The 18781-nt window shown below is 62.4% G+C and carries 14 protein-coding genes; 13 read left to right on the forward strand and 1 reads right to left on the reverse strand.

Annotated features, from left to right (window positions below; all coding sequences use genetic code 11):
• The 4 genes from EHF33_RS16190 (at position 1) to EHF33_RS16205 (ending at position 5668) form a co-directional block, all read left to right on the forward strand.
• Positions 1-1719 (forward strand): S8 family serine peptidase, encoded by a 1719-nt coding sequence (locus EHF33_RS16190; RefSeq protein ID WP_124874110.1) that lies wholly within the window; start codon positions 1-3, stop codon positions 1717-1719.
• A gap of 260 nt (positions 1720-1979) precedes the next feature.
• Positions 1980-3332 (forward strand): PKD domain-containing protein, encoded by a 1353-nt coding sequence (locus EHF33_RS16195; protein ID WP_124874112.1) that lies wholly within the window; start codon positions 1980-1982, stop codon positions 3330-3332.
• Between the two features lie 75 nt (positions 3333-3407).
• Positions 3408-4694 carry a PKD domain-containing protein gene (locus tag EHF33_RS16200; protein ID WP_124874114.1) on the forward strand — a complete coding sequence of 429 codons (1287 nt, stop codon included), beginning with the start codon at positions 3408-3410 and terminating at the stop codon, positions 4692-4694.
• Between the two features lie 485 nt (positions 4695-5179).
• The gene (locus EHF33_RS16205) at positions 5180-5668 is read left to right on the forward strand and encodes a hypothetical protein (RefSeq protein WP_124874116.1); all 489 of its coding nucleotides are present in this window, start codon (positions 5180-5182) and stop codon (positions 5666-5668) included.
• A gap of 13 nt (positions 5669-5681) precedes the next feature.
• Here the strand turns inward: EHF33_RS16205 and EHF33_RS16210 are convergent, their stop codons facing one another.
• Entirely contained in the window at positions 5682-6737 is a 1056-nt protein-coding gene (locus EHF33_RS16210) for an alpha-hydroxy acid oxidase (protein WP_124874118.1), read from the reverse strand.
• Between the two features lie 62 nt (positions 6738-6799).
• On the opposite strand from EHF33_RS16210, the gene EHF33_RS16215 reads away from it, so the two are divergent.
• The 9 genes from EHF33_RS16215 to EHF33_RS16255 all read left to right on the forward strand — a co-directional run bounded on the left by EHF33_RS16215 (position 6800) and on the right by EHF33_RS16255 (position 18765).
• Complete coding sequence (locus tag EHF33_RS16215) at positions 6800-8188, forward strand: FAD-binding oxidoreductase (protein WP_124874120.1); 1389 nt, start codon at positions 6800-6802, stop codon at positions 8186-8188.
• An 87-nt stretch (positions 8189-8275) separates the two neighbouring features.
• Positions 8276-9190 carry a lysophospholipid acyltransferase family protein gene (locus tag EHF33_RS16220; protein WP_241191403.1) on the forward strand — a complete coding sequence of 305 codons (915 nt, stop codon included), beginning with the start codon at positions 8276-8278 and terminating at the stop codon, positions 9188-9190.
• Positions 9191-9329: 139 nt separating this feature from the next.
• Entirely contained in the window at positions 9330-10721 is a 1392-nt protein-coding gene (locus EHF33_RS16225) for an NAD-dependent succinate-semialdehyde dehydrogenase (RefSeq protein ID WP_124874122.1), read from the forward strand.
• Positions 10722-10736: 15 nt separating this feature from the next.
• On the forward strand, positions 10737-11669 hold the full coding sequence (locus tag EHF33_RS16230) for a VOC family protein (protein WP_241191404.1): 933 nt from the start codon (positions 10737-10739) through the stop codon (positions 11667-11669).
• Between the two features lie 86 nt (positions 11670-11755).
• On the forward strand, positions 11756-12613 hold the full coding sequence (locus EHF33_RS16235; RefSeq protein ID WP_124874124.1) for a tyrosine-type recombinase/integrase: 858 nt from the start codon (positions 11756-11758) through the stop codon (positions 12611-12613).
• A 405-nt stretch (positions 12614-13018) separates the two neighbouring features.
• Positions 13019-13894 carry a hypothetical protein gene (locus EHF33_RS16240; RefSeq protein ID WP_124874126.1) on the forward strand — a complete coding sequence of 292 codons (876 nt, stop codon included), beginning with the start codon at positions 13019-13021 and terminating at the stop codon, positions 13892-13894.
• Between the two features lie 161 nt (positions 13895-14055).
• On the forward strand, positions 14056-14901 hold the full coding sequence (locus tag EHF33_RS16245; RefSeq protein ID WP_124874128.1) for a COG1361 family protein: 846 nt from the start codon (positions 14056-14058) through the stop codon (positions 14899-14901).
• A gap of 3 nt (positions 14902-14904) precedes the next feature.
• Positions 14905-15432, forward strand: a complete 528-nt coding sequence (locus tag EHF33_RS16250) for a hypothetical protein (RefSeq protein ID WP_124874130.1) — start codon at positions 14905-14907, stop codon at positions 15430-15432.
• Positions 15433-15588: 156 nt separating this feature from the next.
• Positions 15589-18765: a hypothetical protein gene (locus EHF33_RS16255; RefSeq protein ID WP_124874132.1), complete on the forward strand. Its 3177-nt coding sequence runs from the start codon at positions 15589-15591 to the stop codon at positions 18763-18765.
• Positions 18766-18781: the final 16 nt, after the last annotated feature.

An 18781-nucleotide genomic window follows, 5' to 3' on the forward strand; every position in this document is an offset into this window, starting at 1 on the left:
ATGATGAACAAAATCAGGCGAGTGTTGGGGCAGTTGAGACTAAGTTTGCTGTGTGGGAGTCTACTGTGCGGGGCGGCACTGAGTGCACGGACGGCCCCGGTGCCGGGCAGCGCTTTGCCCGACGCTTGGGGTACAGCAGGCAACAAAGTGATCCTCAGCGTGCCGGAGGTGGCAGGCAAACCCGTGACGGTCTCCGGGCTCACCCTCCCCAGCGCGGGCGAGCGGGTCACCGTTACTCTTCCACTGCGCACCCCGCCGGGACGCCTGCGGGTGCAGTTTATCAACGACAGCACCCAGCAAACCATTACCACCCGCGACATAGAAGTGCTGGCCCCAGAAGCGCAGGGCAATCCCGAGGCGCGGCGAGTGCAACTCTTGATCAGTCCCAAGCTCACGCCGCAGCAAGTCGACGCATTGCTGGCCCGCTTGTTGCCGAGTGTGGGTACGCTCAACTCGCGGGAAACACTACCCGCTCCAGTGAATGTGCCCAAAACGGCAGGGGCTTCGCCTTGCGGCGGCACGTTGGCAGACATCCAATTGGGCGCGGGCATCACGCTGGAAGCAGCTCTTAACCAACTCGCGCAGCAAGGCGGTGATGATGTCTGGTATCCCGATCCTATTTCTCGCTGGGGTATTGGTACGATCACTCAAGCCTCACTCAGTCCGGCCCAAACTCAGCTCCCGAGCACTCAAACACAAATTTTTCAACAAAGCTTTCATTACGCCCCCGCGCCTGTGTCGCCAAGAGTGGTGCTGGGCAGTCCGGCGGGTGGCATGGCCGGCGCAGGCGTCACCATAGCCGTACTGGACACCGGATTCAGCCCCCAGCTTGACCCCACCCATGAACTGACCGACAAGCAGGGAGGCCGCTTAGCCCGCGTGTCGCCACCGATCAATGCTCTCGTGCCGTTTGATCCAGCCAATCTCGCGCCTTCGCTGGCCGGGTCACAGGACTTCTGGGAAGGACATGGGACACAGGTGGCTATCTTGGCAGCGGGAGCGCTCAGCGGCTCGGCCCCTGCTGCGGGCGTGCTGCCGATCAAAGTCTGCTCGGAGGGCGCTGGGCAAGCCAGTTGCAGCACCAAAGACGTGCTGCGCGGGCTGTGCGTGGCGCTCAGCCAAGTTCCGGCGCAGCAACTCGTCATCAACCTGAGTTTGGGCGGCGCGTCACCGACGGGGGCCATTCACGCGGTTCTCAACTGGGCGCAGCTTCAGGGCGCGGTGGTGGTGGCGGCAGGCGGTAATCAGCACCAAGCCAGCAATCCGACCGACCCCGAAGAGTACCCCGCCGCCTTTGCCCGCTCGCACGCGCCGAGTCAGGCTGCTTTGCCACTCTTGGCGGTGGCCTCCGCCACGCCGCCTACGTGGAGCGCCCGCAGCTTGGTCGCTTCCGCGCTGTGGCCGGTGTCTGGGTTCAGCACGCGGGGCAGTTACCTCAACATCAGCGCTCCGGGTGAGGCGCTCGATTTGGGCCACGTTCAGCTGTACAGCGGCACCTCGTTTGCTGCGCCACTGGTCGCGGGCGCGGCGGCGCTGGCACGGCAAGCCAACCCCAACATGACGGCGGCAGCGCTGCGGACGTTCATGCTGTCGGGCGGACGGATCATCTCGGGAGCCAGCAGCAATTTACCCACGTCTCAAGGTGCTGTCACTGGCGTCGCTGCGAATCAGGCCGCACTCAATCAGGGTCTGCCGATGCTGCGGCTGAGCGGGTATTGAGGCCGAGCGGGTACTGAAAAACGAAATTTGATGTTCGCTACTTGCCCCGCTCCGTGCGGGGTTTTTTGTTGCCTTGCCGCAGCGTTCATGGTCGTTCAGGGGTCGTTCAGGGGTGGGTGCGTACCTTGAGTTCAGCAGCAAGCAAGACGAGGTACACAAAAAAGAGCAGCGACTCAGTGAAGAGTCAAAGGTATCTGCCGATCTCCTTCGCTGCCTGACGGTTTCACCACTTCGCTCTCACGTCCACAGGAGGAAGCCCCATGTCAGACCACGCCGCAGACCAAATCACCGCCCGCCAGCGTTTCTTGGCCCGCTCACTCACCCACAACAAGGCAGGTACCACCATGAACAAGACCCTCAAGACCGCCCTCGTTCCCGCCCTGCTGCTCAGCGCCGCGCTCAGCCTCGCCGGATGCAGCACCACCACGCCGCCGAGCGCCAACCATACGCCGGTTGCCAACTTCACTTTCATGCCCGCCGCACTGACCGTCAGCACCACCAACACCAGCAGCGACGCCGATGCGGGCGATACCCTGATGTACGACTGGGATTGGGGCGACGGCAGCCCACATGCCAGCGCTGCTTCGCCCAGCCACACTTACACCGCCGCCGCCACCTACCCCCTGACGCTCAAAACCACCGACAACCACGGCGCGTCCAATACCAAGACCGTCAACGTCACCGTGACCGCGCCAGTAGCAGGAGCGCCGACCATCCTGAGCGTGTCGCCCACCAACGCCTCACTGGGCAACGTCGACAGCACCAGCATGGTCGTGACCTTCAGCGAGCCGATGGACACCATTTCTACGCAGGCGGCTTATAACTCGGCCTCGGTGGGCATTCGGCAGGCCTTCGGCGAAGTGACCTATTCTTGGTCGCCCGATCATAAGGTGCTGACGATCATCCCTAATACGCCGCTGAACTACGCCATTGCGCCCGCTGCCGCCAACAACTACACCTACTACATCTCCACGGCAGCCAAAAGCGCAGCGGGCGTTTTCCTCGCCTCGCAGTACAACACCAGCTTCAAAACCTATGTCAAGCATCTCAACGAGGTGCATTACAGCGACTTCAGCAAAGACGCGGGTATCTCGGGCGGCTTTCTGGCAGGCATCTATACCGTCACGCCCCCCGCCCTCAGCATGACCATCGGTGACGACGCTCTCAACAGCACGCAGGCCGCTTACCTCACCTTCGATCTGAGCAGCTTGCCCGCCAGTGTCCAGCCCGCCAACATGCTGGCCGCCGACCTCAAAGTGACGCCCTCGGCTGCCCCCATCGGTGCGCCGTACACCACCCTCAATATCGGGCCGAAAATGCTGACGGTGCAGGGCCTGGTCTACGGCAACAGCGTTGACATTACCGAACTGCTGCCGATGAACGAACTGGCCAGCAACCTCAACGGCACCATCATGAATGCCGACGTGCTGGGCGAAGTCAAAACAGACTGGATCAACCGCGCCGCGCAGAGCAATCTCTCGCAGTACCAGTTGCGCTTTGCCCAGATTACTGCCTCGGCGTTTCTTGCCAATCAGGCTTACATCTTCAGCGGCGACCCGCTCAACACCACCAACCGCCCCAAGCTGACCCTGACCTACCTCGCCGACAACTGAGCCTTGTTTGGGTTAAGCCGCTTGCGCCGCATCTGTTCGCCCGCCTCACTCGCCCTCTTCTCTAGGAGAACCACCATGAACAAATTGTTTTCTGCCGCTGCTGTCCTGACCGCCGTTCTCGGCCTCGCCGCTTGTAATCCCAAGACTCCGCCCGCCGCCAATACTGCGCCGGTTGCCAGCTTCACCTTCACGCCCGCCAGTGGCCCCGCTGCCCTGAGTGTCAGCACCGACAACACCAGCACCGACGCCGACACCGCCGACACGCTGACCTACGACTGGGACTGGGGAGACGGCAGCACCCACGACACCGCCAAGTCGCCCAGCCACACCTACAGCAGCGCCGGAATCTTTACCATTACCCTCAAGACCACCGACAACCACGCGGCCTCCAGCACCAAGACGGCCAGCGTGACCGTGACTATGGCCGCGCCTGCTACACCCGCCGAATTTTTCGCCAAAAATAGCGCGATTGTTCAGAAACAGACCTTTACGCCGGGAACTGTAGACACCACCCTGACCTTCGCGCAGGGTACTCAGTTGGTGTTCGCCCCCAATTCGGTGCTGGACGCCAGCGGCAACCCCTACAGCGGCGTGGTCAATGTCAGCGTCCGCGAGATTCAGGACAAGTCGGACATGATCCTGAGCAACGTGCTGACTGTCTCTGTGCCGACCAACGCTGATCCGGCTCCGCTGGTGTCGGGCGGCATGTTCAACCTGGACATCAAAACGCCAGCGGGCGCAGACCTCAAGATCAATCCGGCGGTAGGGGTGGGAGCTAAGGTGCCGATCAAAGATGCAAAACTTGACGTAGACCCGAAGATTAAAAATCCGATGCAGCAATTTGTCGGCCAGTCCAACACCTGCGGCGGTCAGGGAAATGCCGGGCCGATTCGCACTCCTGTCCCGATTCCGGCGGGCGATTCCAGCGTCAATTGGTGTCCGGTGGCGGGCAAGTTCACCATCGACACCACCACGCCCCCCGGCTCATATGTCTTCAGCGTGTTCAATAAGGGCTGGATCAACTGCGATTTCTTCTGGAACGATCCCCGCACCAAAACCACCATTCACGTTGATTTGGAACCGATCAACGACGCCAACACCATCGTGTTTTTGGTGCCGCAGGGCATCAAAACGGTCATCGCGCTCTACACCAAAGACGGCGCGAATGCCCGCAAGAGCTACGATAATTCGCTGCCGATTGGCCTCAACGCCGAACTCGTCGCCATCACCTTCAACGCGGGCAAGCAGTATCTGGCCCACAAAACCATCACCGTATCGGCTGGCCTCAGCGAGAAGCTCACCTTCTCTGAGGCCACCGACGCACAGATCAAGGCTTACCTGACTTCGGTCAACGGATCGTAAACCCTTCTCGGCCCCCGCCCAGTCTAAAAGCTGGCGGGAGCCGTTTCAGTCCAAGCCGTGGGAGCCATGCTGGCAGCCGCCCTCTCATCCTGTGCGCCAGCCATGATGGAGCTGGGCAGTTTGCCGATTACGGTCAGGGGCTAAGCGTATGACGTTGCCGTAAAAGTGCCGCTGGCAGAGTTGACAGATCAAACGCCAGCCAACGCGTAGGTCATCTTCCCAGACTGCAGCGCGGGCGTACTGGCGACCTTTGTGCGCGAACGTGGGCCAGAGGAAGGCTCGAAGACCTGTCAGGCGGCGCAGAGTTCCGGGGCGGGCATGACCATCCTGAAAGTGATTGGGGTGGGCTTGGGCGTCGGGCTGATTGCGTTTGTCACGCTCATCTGGGCCATCGTCCCAGGTTTGGGAACGGGCTAAGCGCCGCACGTAGCCCACCGTGGACAAGCCGAAGTCAGTTCAGCCCTCACCCCACAAGGAGAACCACTATGCCCACCAAAAAAATGCTCAAGTTCATCGTTCTTACCTTGCTCGCCTTCCCTTTGCTCGGCAGTTGCGGTTATCCCAACAACGTTGTTCCCCGTCAGCCAATTCCGGCAATTCTGAACATGACCTACTCACCAGCGAGCGCCTGTCCCGATATGGCACTGATCAATAAAAGCAGTGAGATTGTGGTGTTTACAGCGTCGGGAGGGGTCACTGGCTACGGTGCCCAGCAGCTTCAAGTCTACATTCAGCCGGGCAGCGCTCAGGCGCTTGCCACTGCTTTTGCTCCGCCCTACACGCAGCAAACACTGACCAGTAAGGGCGGCAGCCAGAGCGACACCGGCAACGTGTCGTACTCGCTGGGCGTTCGCTGCTCGGCCACCTCGCCGGAAGTCACCAAGAGCTTCACCCTCCTGGGTGACACCACTCACACCCTGACACTCGTAGAAGATTCTGCCGCGCCGGGCGGGGTCACGCTGAGCCTCAACTGAAGTTTCTCCCGTTTCAGCCGCCCGCCCGCACCAACTCCGGCCCCAACTGCGCCAAGCTCGTTTTGCCGCACAGGGCCATCGCCAACCGCAGTTCATCTTCCAGCAGTTTGAGGGTGTGAACCACGCCGATCTCGCCTGCTACGGCTAAGCCCCACAGCGCTGCCCGGCCCAAAAAGACCGCGTTTGCGCCCAGCGCCAGCGCTTTAAGAACGTCGGTGCCGCGCGTAATACCGCCGTCGAGATAGAGTTCGCACCGTCCAGCCAGCGCCGCGCTGATTTCAGGCAGCATTTCTAGAGCCGTCACCGCCGTATCGAGTTGCCGCCCGCCGTGATTGCTGACCCAAACGTGGCAGCCGTGCTCGGCGGCGAGGTCGGCGTCTTGGGGAGTCAAAATCCCTTTAAGCACAATCGGCAAATCGGTCAGGCCGCGCAGCCACGCCAGATCCTTCCAGTTGAGCGAAGTGTCGAGGAGCGAAACGAAATACTGAAGCGGTTGAGGGTGCTGAGCGCCGATATTCGGCAGGGCCAGTTGCTCCGGCACCACCATCGGCAAGCGCAGGAGGCGTTCGCGGCGGCCCAGGTAGGCGGCGTCCACCGTCAGCACCAGCGCTCCGGCTCCGGCGGCCTCGGCCCGCTGCACCAAAGCGCGGCTCACCTCGCGGTCACGGTAAAGGTAGAGCTGAAACCACCATTTTCCCGGCGCGGCCTCGCCCACCTCCTCAATAGTGGAATTGCTCAGTGTGCTCAGGGCCATCAGGCTGCCCATGCTGGCGGCGGCGCGGGCGGTGGCGCACTCGGCATCTGGGTGAGCCAGGCCGTGCAGGGCACTGGGCGCAATGCCGATCGGCAGTTTGAGCGGCGTGCCCAAGACGCTGGTGGTCAGATCGATCTCCGAGATGTCCACCATCACGCGGGGCAGCAGCGACAATTTGGCATAGGAGGCGCGGTTGGCCGCCACCGTCAGCTCGTCGTTGGCTCCGCCGTCGTAGTAACTCAGGGTGCTGGGAGCAAGCCGCGACTTGGCCGCCGCTTCTATCTGGGCGAGGTTGTGCAAGTCTGCAAGGTTCATCGAGCCTCCTGTAGGGCTTTGTACGCTCAGCATAGCTGCCCAGACGCTAAACTGCTGCCCAGATGAACAGCCCAGTTCCAAACAGCTCAGCTTTCAGCGAACTGCGTGCCTATTTTGGTGAACGCTTTTCAACCGTACCGGACGTGCTGGAGCAGCATGGCCGCGATGAGAGCCGCGCCGAGCGCCACTTGCCCGACGCGGTGATTTTTGCCCGCAGCGAAGACGAGGTGCGGCGGGTGATGGCGTCCGCGTCACAGTTTGAGATTCCCATCATTCCCTTCGCGGCGGGCAGCAGCTTGGAAGGCCAACTGATTCCGGTGCGCGGCGGGATTTCTTTAGACGTTTCGCAGATGAACACCGTGCTGGACATCCAGCCGCAGGGCTTTTTGGCAACGGTGCAGGCGGGCGTGACGTATCCGGCGCTCAACCGGCAGGCGCGGCCACACGGCCTGTTTTTTCCGGTTGATCCGGGCGCGGAGGCCAGTCTCGGCGGCATGGCGGCCACCAACGCCTCGGGTACGGGAGCGGTGCGCTACGGCACCATGCGCGACAACGTGCTGTCTATGCGGGCGGTGCTGATCGGTGGAAAAGTGATTCAACTGGGCACTCAGGCCCGTAAAAGCAGCGCCGGATACGACCTGCGCCACCTGCTGATCGGCTCGGAAGGCACGCTGGGCGTCATCACCGAACTGAGCGTCAAGCTTCACCCACTGCCTTCTGAGTTGGCGGTGCTGCGCTGCCACTTCAGGAGCGTGGAAGCAGCGGCCCAGTGCGCGGCCAGCGTGATGCAGGCAGGCTTGCAACCCGAGCGCTTGGAGCTGATGGACGAGCGGCAAATGAGGGCCGTCAACTTGCATCAGGGCACCCGCTATCCCGAAGCGCCGACCCTCTGGATCGAACTTGCTGCCGCCAGCCGCACGGCGCTGGACGAAGCGCTGGCCCTTTGCGCCGAACTCTGCGCGGCGGGCGGTGCGGGCGGCGTGGAGCTGGCCCGCAGCGAAACCGAGCGCCAGCAGCTCTGGCAAGCGCGGCACCAAGCCTACTACGCCGCCCGCGCCCTGCACCCCGGCCACGCCATGCTCAGCACCGATCTGTGCGTGCCGCTGCACGAACTGGCTCCCACCATCGCCCTGACCCACCGCCTGTGCGCCGAGAACAACCTGGACGCCAGCTTCGTCGGCCACGTGGGAGACGGCAATTTTCACGTGCTGTTTCACGCTGAGCCGGAAGACGCGGCGACTTGGCAAATGATCGGGCGGGTTTATGACCTGATGGTCGCCGCAGCTTTGGCGGTGGGCGGCACTTGCAGCGGCGAACACGGCATCGGCCTGCACAAACGCCGCCACCTCCGCGCCCAACACGGCGACCTCCTAGAACTGATGCGCGGCATCAAAGCGCTGTTCGATCCGCAAGGCCTGATGAATCCCGGCAAGATTTTCGAGGAAGATTGAGCACTGAACTTTTTGGCGCGCTCTTGCGTAAATAAATGGAAGACCCCCTTTTAGCACTCTCTCTCACTCGCCCCGCTTGAGGTCTGTTTGCCCCCGCCCATCACCCCACACCCCGACGACCCAGTCGAGCTGCACTTTGCGCCGGAAGGCCTCGCCACGCGGCTGCGCTTTGCTCTGCTGGGCCGCCCGCTGATCTGGAGCAGATTGAAGTGGGCGCAGCGCTTCCCCGAATCGCTGACGCCCGCCCAGCGACTGAACATTCAGCGGACACTCAGCCGCCGCATCCTGGCCCATTTGAAGGTCAAGCTGGAACTGCACGGTTTGGAAAACATCGGCCCGACCGCCGCCGTCAAAGGGCCGTATCTGATCGCTTCACTGCATGAAGGCATTGCCGACGTGCCGTGCTTGCTGCAACTGCCGCTGATGATGCGGTTCGTGGCGCGGCGCGAGATTTTTACCTGGCCTGAGATCGGGCCGGTGCTGAGCAAACTCGGCCATGTTTCGATCAATCCCGAACATCCGCTGGGCGGCTTCCGCGACCTTTTGCGCGGCGCAGAGGAGATTCTCGGCGGCGGCGAGAGTTTGGTGACTTTTCCGCAGGGAACCATCGCGGGCATCCAAAGCGACTTTCAGCGCGGCGTGTTTGAAGTGGCCAAGCGGCTGGGTGTGCCGATTTTGCCAGTGGCGCTGACCGGTGCGCACCGCATCTGGGAGCATCCTTTTGCACCTACACTGCGCTCCGGTGTACGGGTGGGGCTGCGGGTTTTGCCGCCTATCAGCGCCGAAGAAGTGCGGAGCGCCCACCCAGAAACCCTGCGCGTCCGCACGCGACGGGCCGTCAAAGCGGCGGCCATGAGCGCCGAGATGCCGCCCGCCCGCTTCTTTGATCCTGAGCGTGACGGCTACTGGGACGGTTACAAACTCGATATCGACCCCGACTTTCCCGGCGTAGCGCACCAGATGAGCGACCACCGCGCCGCTTTTTTGAAAGGCACGGCCTGAGAACGGCAAACAGGACGCGGGGCACACGCCTGTCCACACGTCCCAGCGTCGCGGGTAGACTGCTGAGGTAACGACCTTTCCCACGACTTCCATTTTATCTGCCGCGCCCGTTCTCGGCAGCGCCAGAAGAGGTAAACGCATGACCGGAACAGCACAGCCAACTTTTGACCTGATCAGCCCGTCCAGCGGCCAAGTAATTGCCCAGATCCCCGACCAGACGGTGCAGGACGCCCAGGACGCCGTCGAGCGCAGTGTCAAGGCGTTCGGGTCGTGGCGCACAACCAGCGTCTACGAGCGCTCGGTTCTGCTGCGCAAATTCAACGATCTGATGCTGCGCGACGTCGGCGAAATCGCCCGCCTGATCGCCTCCGAGATGGGCAAACCGGTCACCGAGGCAGCGGGCGAGGTCAAGTACGCCGCGTCTTTTCTGGAGTGGTACGCCGAGGAAGCCAAACGCATCTACGGCACGGTGGTGCCCAGCCAGAGCGTGACCAAGCAGTTGATGGTCACCCATGAACCGGTCGGGCCTGTTTACGCCGTGACCCCCTGGAACTTTCCGGCGGCAATGGCGACCCGCAAAGTAGGCCCAGCGCTGGCGGCAGGCTGCACCATCATTCTCAAGGCCGCTGAGCAGTCGCCGCTCACGGCCCTCAAAATGGCCGAGCTGTGGACTGAGGCGGGCGGCCCGGCAGACACCTTTATCGTGCTAACCACCTCCGATCCGGTGCCGACCACCAAGGTGATGATGGATGATGCCCGCATTCGCAAGATTACCTTCACCGGCAGCACCGAAGTGGGCCGCTTGCTGGCTGCTCAGGCTGCACCGACCCTCAAGCGCGTGTCGCTGGAACTCGGCGGGCACGCACCGTACCTAATTTTTGATGACGCCGACCTCGATCAGGCGGTGGCCGACGTCATAGCCTGCAAGTTCCGCAACGCCGGGCAGACCTGCGTGTGCGTCAACCGGGTGTATGTGCAGCGCGGCATTGCCGACGAGTTTACCCGCAAGCTGAGCGAGGCGGCGGCCCAGCTGAAGGTGGGCGACCCACTGGACGCTGCCACCCAAATCGGGCCGCTGGTGGACGCGCAGGGCTTAGCCAAAGTCAAGCGCCATGTCACGGACGCGCTGAGCAAAGGCGCAACCGCCACGACAGGTGGTGAGGCTGGTGAAGGCTTGTACTTCCAGCCCACCGTGCTCAGCGGTGTCCGTGCTGAGATGCTCATCATGCAGGAAGAAACGTTTGGCCCTGTAGCTCCGATCATCGTTTTCGACACGGAAGAAGAAGCAGTGAAGGCTGCCAACGACACCGAGTTCGGGCTGGCCGCTTACCTGTGGACGAACAACCTCTCCCGCGCCTTCCGGGTCTCCGCTGCCTTGGAGTACGGCATCATCGGGCTGAACGATCCGGTTCCCAGCACGGCGCAGGCTCCATTCGGCGGCGTCAAGCAGAGCGGGTATGGACGCGAGGGCGGGCTGTGGGGCATTCAAGAGTACCTCACCACCAAGTACCTCAGCATGAATGTGAAGTAACAGTTCACTGTGCCAGTGGGCCAGCCTACGGACGCGCAGGCCGACGCCTTTCATGCTGGGGGCGTGAACGATTCGCAGACCACCACTGCCTCTCAGACCGCCGACTCACCGCTGCTCGACTTGGCAGGCATCACCTTGGAAGTCAACCATCTGGCGCGGGGCGTGCGCTTTTATGAACAGGTTCTGGGCCTTGAGAGACTTGAGCAGGAAGCGGGGAACACCAGCAGCGTCGCCACCCTGCGCGTCAATGCCCACCAGACCCTGAGTTTGTGGCAGCCGGTGACGCGGCAGCACAACGACGCCCGGCTCGCACCTTTGCAGGCACGTGGGGCCACTCACCTGCATTACGCTTTTCAGGTGCAGATTACAGACTTGCCGCGCTGCAAAGATGTGCTCGACGAACACGGCCTGAGTTGGCAAGAAATCAATCTGGGCACACCCGACGCGCCCGACAAAGGCCTTTATTTCTTCGATCCTTTCGGGCACGGCTTGGAACTGCGCGGCGTCAACTTGGCCGATTCGCGCCGCCCTTACTTTTTGCCTTCAGTGCAACCGGCCCGCCCCCACGCTCTGCCGATCCTCGGCCTACGCGAAGCGGCGCTGGCGTTTCAGGATTACTCCGCCATGAAAACGCGCTTGCCGCAAGCTTACGGCTTCGCCTTTGCCAAAGAGCAAGAAGACCGTGATTTTGCTCAGTTCACGTTGGCCCCGCGCCCCGAACCTGACGGCAACGGCACGCCCCGGCGCTGGCTCTATGCCTGGGATCCGCAAGTGGGCCTCGCCGATATGCTGGGAGGCGACCACGCCCTCGTCAAGTTCTACGCCGACGTGCAGGCCGTGACCCGGCGGGTCAAGCAAGCGGGCCTGCCGCACCTGCTCGACGAAGTGGGGCTGGCGGTGCGCGACCCGGAAGGACATGTCTTTGAATTTGTCGAGCCGCCCGCTTGACTGTTTGATTGGTCGCCCATCGGGCTGCAAAGTGTTCTTTCAAACCGTGAAGTGTTTCTCTGGGTGAGCCGTTATATATTCTAGGGATGAGCGAAAGCGAACTGCGGCAACTGCTGATCAAACAAGATGTGGAAGGCGTCCTCAATGCTGTTGAGTCGAGCTTGCCCGGTCAGCCCGGCAACGCCACCCGCCGCAACAATGTCAGCGGCTGCCGGATTTTTTTACGCTGGGCCTTTGACAGCGGCCAGAGCGTGCTGTCGCCTGCCGAAACGCTGGGAGCGGCGTATCTGGCTTTCCTCAAGCGCAAGCACCCCGACACGCCCGCCAGCGTCATCAACCGCCTCGCGCACGCCCGCAACCTCTATACGGCGCTGCGAGATCAGGGCGCAGCCGCCGCCGATCCATTCACCCAACTCGACGCGCCCAGCAACGATCCAGCGCTGCACAAGGAAGCCTACACCGAAGCTGAAATTCAGCGCTTGATCACGCACGGCAACGCCCGTGAACAGGCGCTGGTGCTGCTCGGCGCACACGCGGGCCTGACTGGGCCGGAAGTCGCCAAGCTCAACTGGCGCGACATGCAGTTCGAGCAGGGCATCCTCAGCGTGCGGGGCCGCGAAGTGCCCACCGGCACGGCCCTGCACGCCGCTTTGCAGCACTACGCCCACGCGCAGGGCGTGACCCAACTGTTCGGCGGCGAAGGCAAAGTCTTTCCAGAATTAGACAACGACCACATGGTGCGGGCCGCGCTTTTCCGGGTCTGCATGAGCGGCAACGTGCCGTACCGTGCTTGGCGGGCGCTGAGAAACCACGCGGGGCTGCGGATGCTCAACCTCACCCACGATGAGCAGCGGGTTGCGCAGTATTTGGGCCTGAGCACCCTTAAGGCCGTCAAATTTATTCAGCGGGCGGTTGACCGGGGCATGGGCCAAGCGAGCGGGTAACAGACCCCCCCCCATAAAATGAGCAAAGCATAAATATCTTGCGCGGATTTCGTTTTTCTGGTTCATTTTTACTCGTTTTCTGAATGCGTGTTGAAAATGATCGCTTTATTCTGGACGTGAGAAATTCTACAGATAGGTGTGCCCTGCTTTGCAGTTCCACTGAAAGAGTGAAAAGTGTGAGGGAAAGCTCGCTCTAGCAAAGAAATGAACCCTCCGGTGTGATGGTAGAACGCTCGTCATTTTAAAATACGTATTAAATTTCACTTCTCAGTCTTAGAAAAATGTGCAGATTTCTCTCTGCTCTCACAAAGGGTGTCGTCCTCATCACATTTTTTACTCAGACAAGTAGAATTATTCACACAGCACTCTGTCCAAAATCTGACAGTAGGGGGCTGAGGAGGGTTCATGAAGCACATCAATCACATTTGGTTGACCTTGGCAGCGGCGGGAGCTTGTTTGGCCAGCGCTCAAACGATTTCGCCCACGTTGGGCGGCACCAATCAAGCGGTGGCCACCGGCACCAAGACCGCCACCGTACAGCAGACCGTCAACCTCAAGCTGCCCGAAGCGACGGCGCTTCACCTCGCCACCACCAACCTCGAATTCGACATCTCCAAGATCGGCCAGCAAGACGGCACGTGGTACTGCGCTTACGGCAAACCCGGCAGCGACGGCGTGGCCCGTGACATTACCGACACCCCCGGCGCAAACTTCTGGAACCAAAAAGAAGTGCTGCCACTGGGCACCTCGTACTCGCCCACCACCGAGTTCGGCAAAGTAACTATCAATGCTGGCCCGCAGGTCAAGTCGTATCCGCCTGTCGCGCTGCTCAACGGCGTGGTGGACAACAAGTCCAAAGCCTACTTCGTGTGCTACCGCACCTTCGTGCTGCAAAAGTTCTCCAACCTCGGCAACTTCAAGCTGAGCGTCAGCCGCGATACGCCCACTGGTGACCGTGGCAAGCAACTGATGTACATTCAAGACAACCCCTGTGATTCGTTCGGACAGCCCACCGGCCTTTACCAACTGCTGCCCGGCTCGACCCGCGAACTCATTCCGCTCAATCTCACCAAAGGCACCACTGGTAAGCGGGCGGCAGCCGGCGCAGCCGCGACGCCCAAACTCTGCCGCGAGTACACCAGCTGGCTCGACGATCTGGTGGTGGTGGCCGTCGTGGTTGACGGCGACTTGGCCGGGGACAACATCGCCACGCTGACCTACACCCTCGAATCCAAAGCCGCGCCGTTCGTGCTGGCCGATTCTAAAGTCGTCAATCCTTAAAGCTTCCCTGCTCTAGGGCTCTAGAGGTCATGCTGAATTTTTCGGTACTTTTCTAAGGAGTGCCCCCGAGCCAGAAAGCGCCGCAATTCGTTTTGCGCTTTCTGGCTTTTGAGACTCTGTCTTCGTTCTACAAACACGGTTAAGCCCTTTATTGGAGGTTCATGCGCCGCCTTTTCGCTTTACTCACTTCTCTTCTCCTCGCTGCGCCGATCAGCGCTCAGGGCACGGTCGGCGTTGACCCGGTGGCGCGGCTGTTTACGGCCAAGCCGGGCGACAGCATTACTCAAGATCTCAATATCTACAATCCCAACGCCGACCCGGCCTCACTGCGGGTGGCGGTTTATTTGTCCGATATGGACATCAGCGAAACCGGCGAAACCAAGTACCTCAGCGCCGGAACCTTACCGGAAAGTCTCAAAAACTGGATGACGTTTTCACCGACCTCACTCGATTTGGGCGGGCAGCAAACCCAGAACGTGCGCTACACCGTGCAAGTGCCCAAAGACGCCGCGCCCGGCACCCACTGGATCATGCTGATGCTGGAGGGCCAAGACGCCGCGCCAGTGCCCGGCAAAACGCTGGCGTCGTTCCGGCTGCGGGTGGCCCACACCGTTTACGTGAACGTGGAGCCGATCAAGCGCTCTGGCGAGATCAGCGGCATTTTCGATCAGGTGCCCCAAACAGCAGACCGGCCCTACACCATCGGCGTGCAATACCGCAACACCGGCAACGCCGTGAGCGGAGTGCAGGGCCGAGTCGAGCTGCGGGACGCGGGCGGCGAACGGATTGCCACGCTGCCACTCAATTTGGACGTGGCGCTACCGAATCACACCCTGCTGCTCCAGGCCAGCCTTACCGGGCCAGTTCCCAAAGGGCAGTACAGCGCCCTCGTCGTGCTCAATGACGGCGACCCCAGCCGGGAGCTGCTCGGCGAGCATGTTCTGAGCTTGCCGTTTGATCTGACCGCCCCCGCTCCACTGCCTGCGCCCGGCGCAGCGGGGAAATAAAGCGTGCCGGCGTCGCGCAGTCCAGGTGGCTGGCTGCTGTCGGGCTGGTCAATCCTGCTCGGCGCGGCGCTCTGGTTGCCGGCTGTGGCCCAAACCGCTCCCAGCAAGCCCGATACAGTGATTCGCGGCCTGATTCCAGAAGTGATTTCGCTGCGGAGTCCGGCGGACGGGCAAATCGACTTTGCCATCACCCCGCAAAATTATCCGCCCGCCACTTTTCCGGCCCGCTACCTCGCGCCGCTCAAGAGTTTCGCGGTGCTGAGCAGCAGCCCCAAGCCGTGGACGGTGCAAATGGAGATCGTGGCGAACGCCGACACGCGGGGACGCGTTCCCGAGCTCAAGAATGTGTCTTACCGCATCAACAGCGGCGGATGGCTGCCGGTGGTCGCCACTCCCCAAGTGGTACTGAGCGGCACTTCACCCACCCTCGGCTGGCAGCCGATCACCTTGGAATTTGCCCTCGTTTTACAAGGCGGCGAACTCGACGAGGAGAGCTTCAACGTGCGCTTTACGGCGACTGTATTGCCTTAAAAATTAGATGTCTCTTCTGTTGTCCATTGCTTTTTAGACGAACAAGCTCATTTTGAAGCCAAATTGACGTTGTTTCGCTGATCAAACACTCTCAAAGACACGGAAAAGACTAAGGAGGTGAAAGAAACAGTGAAAAGGTCACGGCGGGCAGCAGTTTTGACGGCAATGCTGGCGGCGTCGCTGAGTGCGGCGCAGGCCCAAAGCGCTTTGCCGGTGCCCACGCCCTTTTCGCTGACCTCACCGACGCCCCGCAGCGGCGTACCCGGCCAGCTCGTCACACTGACTTTCCGGCTGGAGGGTCAGGGGCGCTATGACCTCGCGGTCGAGTCGCCGCCGGGCTGGGTGCCGATTACGCCGCGTGCCCAGCTCGACCTCAGCGGACAGACCCTCTTCCCCGTGACGTTCCGCATTCCGGCGCAGGCTCCGGCGGGTCAGGTGCCGATTACCGTCCGTGCCCAGCAAGGCGGACAGGACGTGATGAGCGCCAAGTCAAACGTCACGGTGCAGGCCAAAAGCTTGGTGGGCCTGAGCAGTCCGGCCAAAGTCGAGGGCGCGGCGGGCGTGTTTCTCAAAATTCCGGTGGACGTGGTCAACCTCGGCAACCAAACCGACACTTTTGATCTGGCGCTTGAAAACGTAGACAGCAGGCCGCAGCTCAGCGCCCGCAGCGTCACGCTCAAGGCCGGTGAGCGCACGACTGTGCAGGTCTCACTGATCTTGTCGGGGATTTCACCGGATTACCACTACACCACCTATGTTCTGGCCACTTCGCGCTCAGACTCGGCAGTGGTGGCCCGCAGCCGTAGCGAAATTCTTTTTAGGGCAGGCACGAATAGAACTGGCGGCAGCGCGGCCAACAGCGGCCCTTCCCTGCTGTTCAAGGTGCGCTCGGAAGCGGAAGTGGCTTATCAGCGCAGCGATCAGGGCGACCAAGTGGACTGGGGGTACGGCGTGCAAGCCAGCGGCAGCGGCCAGCTCTCAGACTCGGTGGAAGCCGCCGCCAGCAGCGAAGTGGGCGGCGACCAAGCTGCGGCGCTGCCCAGCACCCTCTCCGCTCAGCTCGAACTCCGCAGCGAAACGTGGAGCGCCCAAGTTACCGGCAGCAGCAGCGGCGTGAGCGTGGGCGGCAGCGTCCAAGCGGGCGACTGGACCATTGCGCCCAGAGCGCAGTATCAAGCGCTGGGCGCGGCCAAACGCTACGGCGCAGGGGTGGATGTCAGCGGGCCGGTCGCGGGCGGCAAGTTCAGCGCCAGCGCCAGTTCGCAGGCCGTGACACTCGGCGAGCAGAGCCAGCGGCAAGACAGTTTCGGCGCACGTTACGCGGTGACGCTCAGCCCCGCGCTGGATTTGAGTGTGTCGGCCAGCGCTCAGGGCACCCAGAGCAGTCTGCGGCGTGTTGCTCCTCTCCTACCGACTGATCCACCCGCTGACGCCAGCTCCCCCGTTCCAGCCGCTCAGCCCGCGCCCACCGGCACGCCCACCAGCAACTATAGCTTCGGGGCGCAGGCTGCTCAAATCCTGACCTACCGCAGCGGCAATGTCGATTTCACCGAGACGTACAGCGCTTCTCTGGGCGGGCTGCACACTTTTGGGGTGTCGGGCGGACTGAGCAGCGCCGCGCCGCTGGGTCTGCGGGCGGCGGCCACCGTGCAGCTCACGCCCAAAGAAAACTGGTACGGCGTGTCGGGCCTGGCCTTTTTTGACGGAGGCGGCAGCCGCAGCTTTGGAGCCAGCATCGGCGGGCATTACCAGTTCAGCAGCGACCCCACGCGGGCCTCGCAGTGGCAAGCCAGCGCGGGTGTTTCGTCACCGACCTACCGCGTCAAGGCTGCCAGCTTTGGCGAGCTGAGCTTGGCCGCGACCCTGAGGGCAGCGCTGTCGAGCGACGACAACAAGCCGCTCGCCACAGACCGCAGCTTGGGCCTGGAAGGCGGCCTGAGCACGGCGGCGCTACAACTGCGGGCCAGCGCCAGCGCCCAGCAGGACTACACCAACACCCAGCAGCAGCGCGAGCAGCTTAGCTTGGGACTGGCCAGCAGCTACCGCCTCGGCGAGAACGAGTTCGGGGCGCAGGTCGGCGCGGCGCGGGTCAGTTTAGATGGCGTGCCCACCACCACTTACAGCGGGCAAGTCAGTTGGCAGCGCCAGTGGAGCGCCCAGCTCAGCAGCGCCCTCGATTTTAGCCAGAGTTGGCAGAACAACTCCGAGGGCAGCAGCGCCCGTTCGTCGGCGGGAGTGAGCGTCGAAGGCCAAGACGTTTTGACACCGGGGCTGAGCCTGCGGGCCAGCTACCGCCTCGCTTACGACAGCGCCAAAACGGGGCCGAGCAGCAGCGGGCAGCCGCTGAGTCAAGCGGCACGCGTGGGGGTCAGCTACGATTTGGCCTTGGCAGTCGCCACACCAGCGGCAGTGGTGCAGGCCTTCGGCGGCCTGAGCGGCAGCTTGGTCAGCGGCACGCTCTACCGCGACGACAACTTGAACGGCGTACGCGACCCCGGCGAAGCGGCGCTGGCGGGCGTCACGGTGCAGGCGGGCAACCAGACCAGCGTCACCGACGCGCAGGGCCGCTACCAACTGCAAGTCAGCGGGCCGCAGACGCTGAGTTTTCCCTCGGGGCTCAGCGCCGCGCTCGAACCGTTTGGGGCTGGCGATTCGCGCCGCCTTACGGGAACAGCCGGCAGCCGCGAGACCCGCGACATCGGCTTTGCGCCGGTCGGCAACGTGGACGTGCTGGCTTATCAAGACCTCAACCAAAACGGTGTGTATGACGCAGACGAACCGGGTTTGCCTTACGCCTCAGTGCGGCTGGTGGGGCCGGTAACGCGCACTGTGCAGGCCGACAGCCGGGGCCACGCCCGCACCACTTTGCCGCTGGGCCGCTACACGGCAGCGCTGGATCTGACTGGCATCGCGGGCCTGAGCGCCGCCGCTCCGCTGCAAGCCGATGTGCAAGTCGGCGCGGCAGGGGCCGGAGCGCTGCAACTCGGCGCGGTTTCTTTCATGCCCAAAGCGGTGCTGTCCTACAAAAACGGCGCGGCGGCGATTTTTGCCCGCTTGGACAGCGAAACCGCTCAAGCGGGCGACGACGTGCGCCTGAACGTGCAGCTTCAGGGCGCAGATTCACTGAGCGTGCGGGCCTTCGGGCAAGATTATCCCGCTGCCCTCAGTGACAACCGCGCCGAGATCACGCTGAGAGTGCCTCAGCACGCCGCGCCGGGCGTGTATGATCTGGTGCTCACCGCATCCGGGCCAAGCGGCCAAAAAACCAGTAGTGTGCGCCTGATTCTGACGCCAACAGCAACGACGCCGGTGGGCGAAGTAACCGGGCCGTAAGGGTTGGGACGCTTAA

The organism is Deinococcus psychrotolerans (genome assembly GCF_003860465.1).
Classification (GTDB): domain Bacteria; phylum Deinococcota; class Deinococci; order Deinococcales; family Deinococcaceae; genus Deinococcus; species Deinococcus psychrotolerans.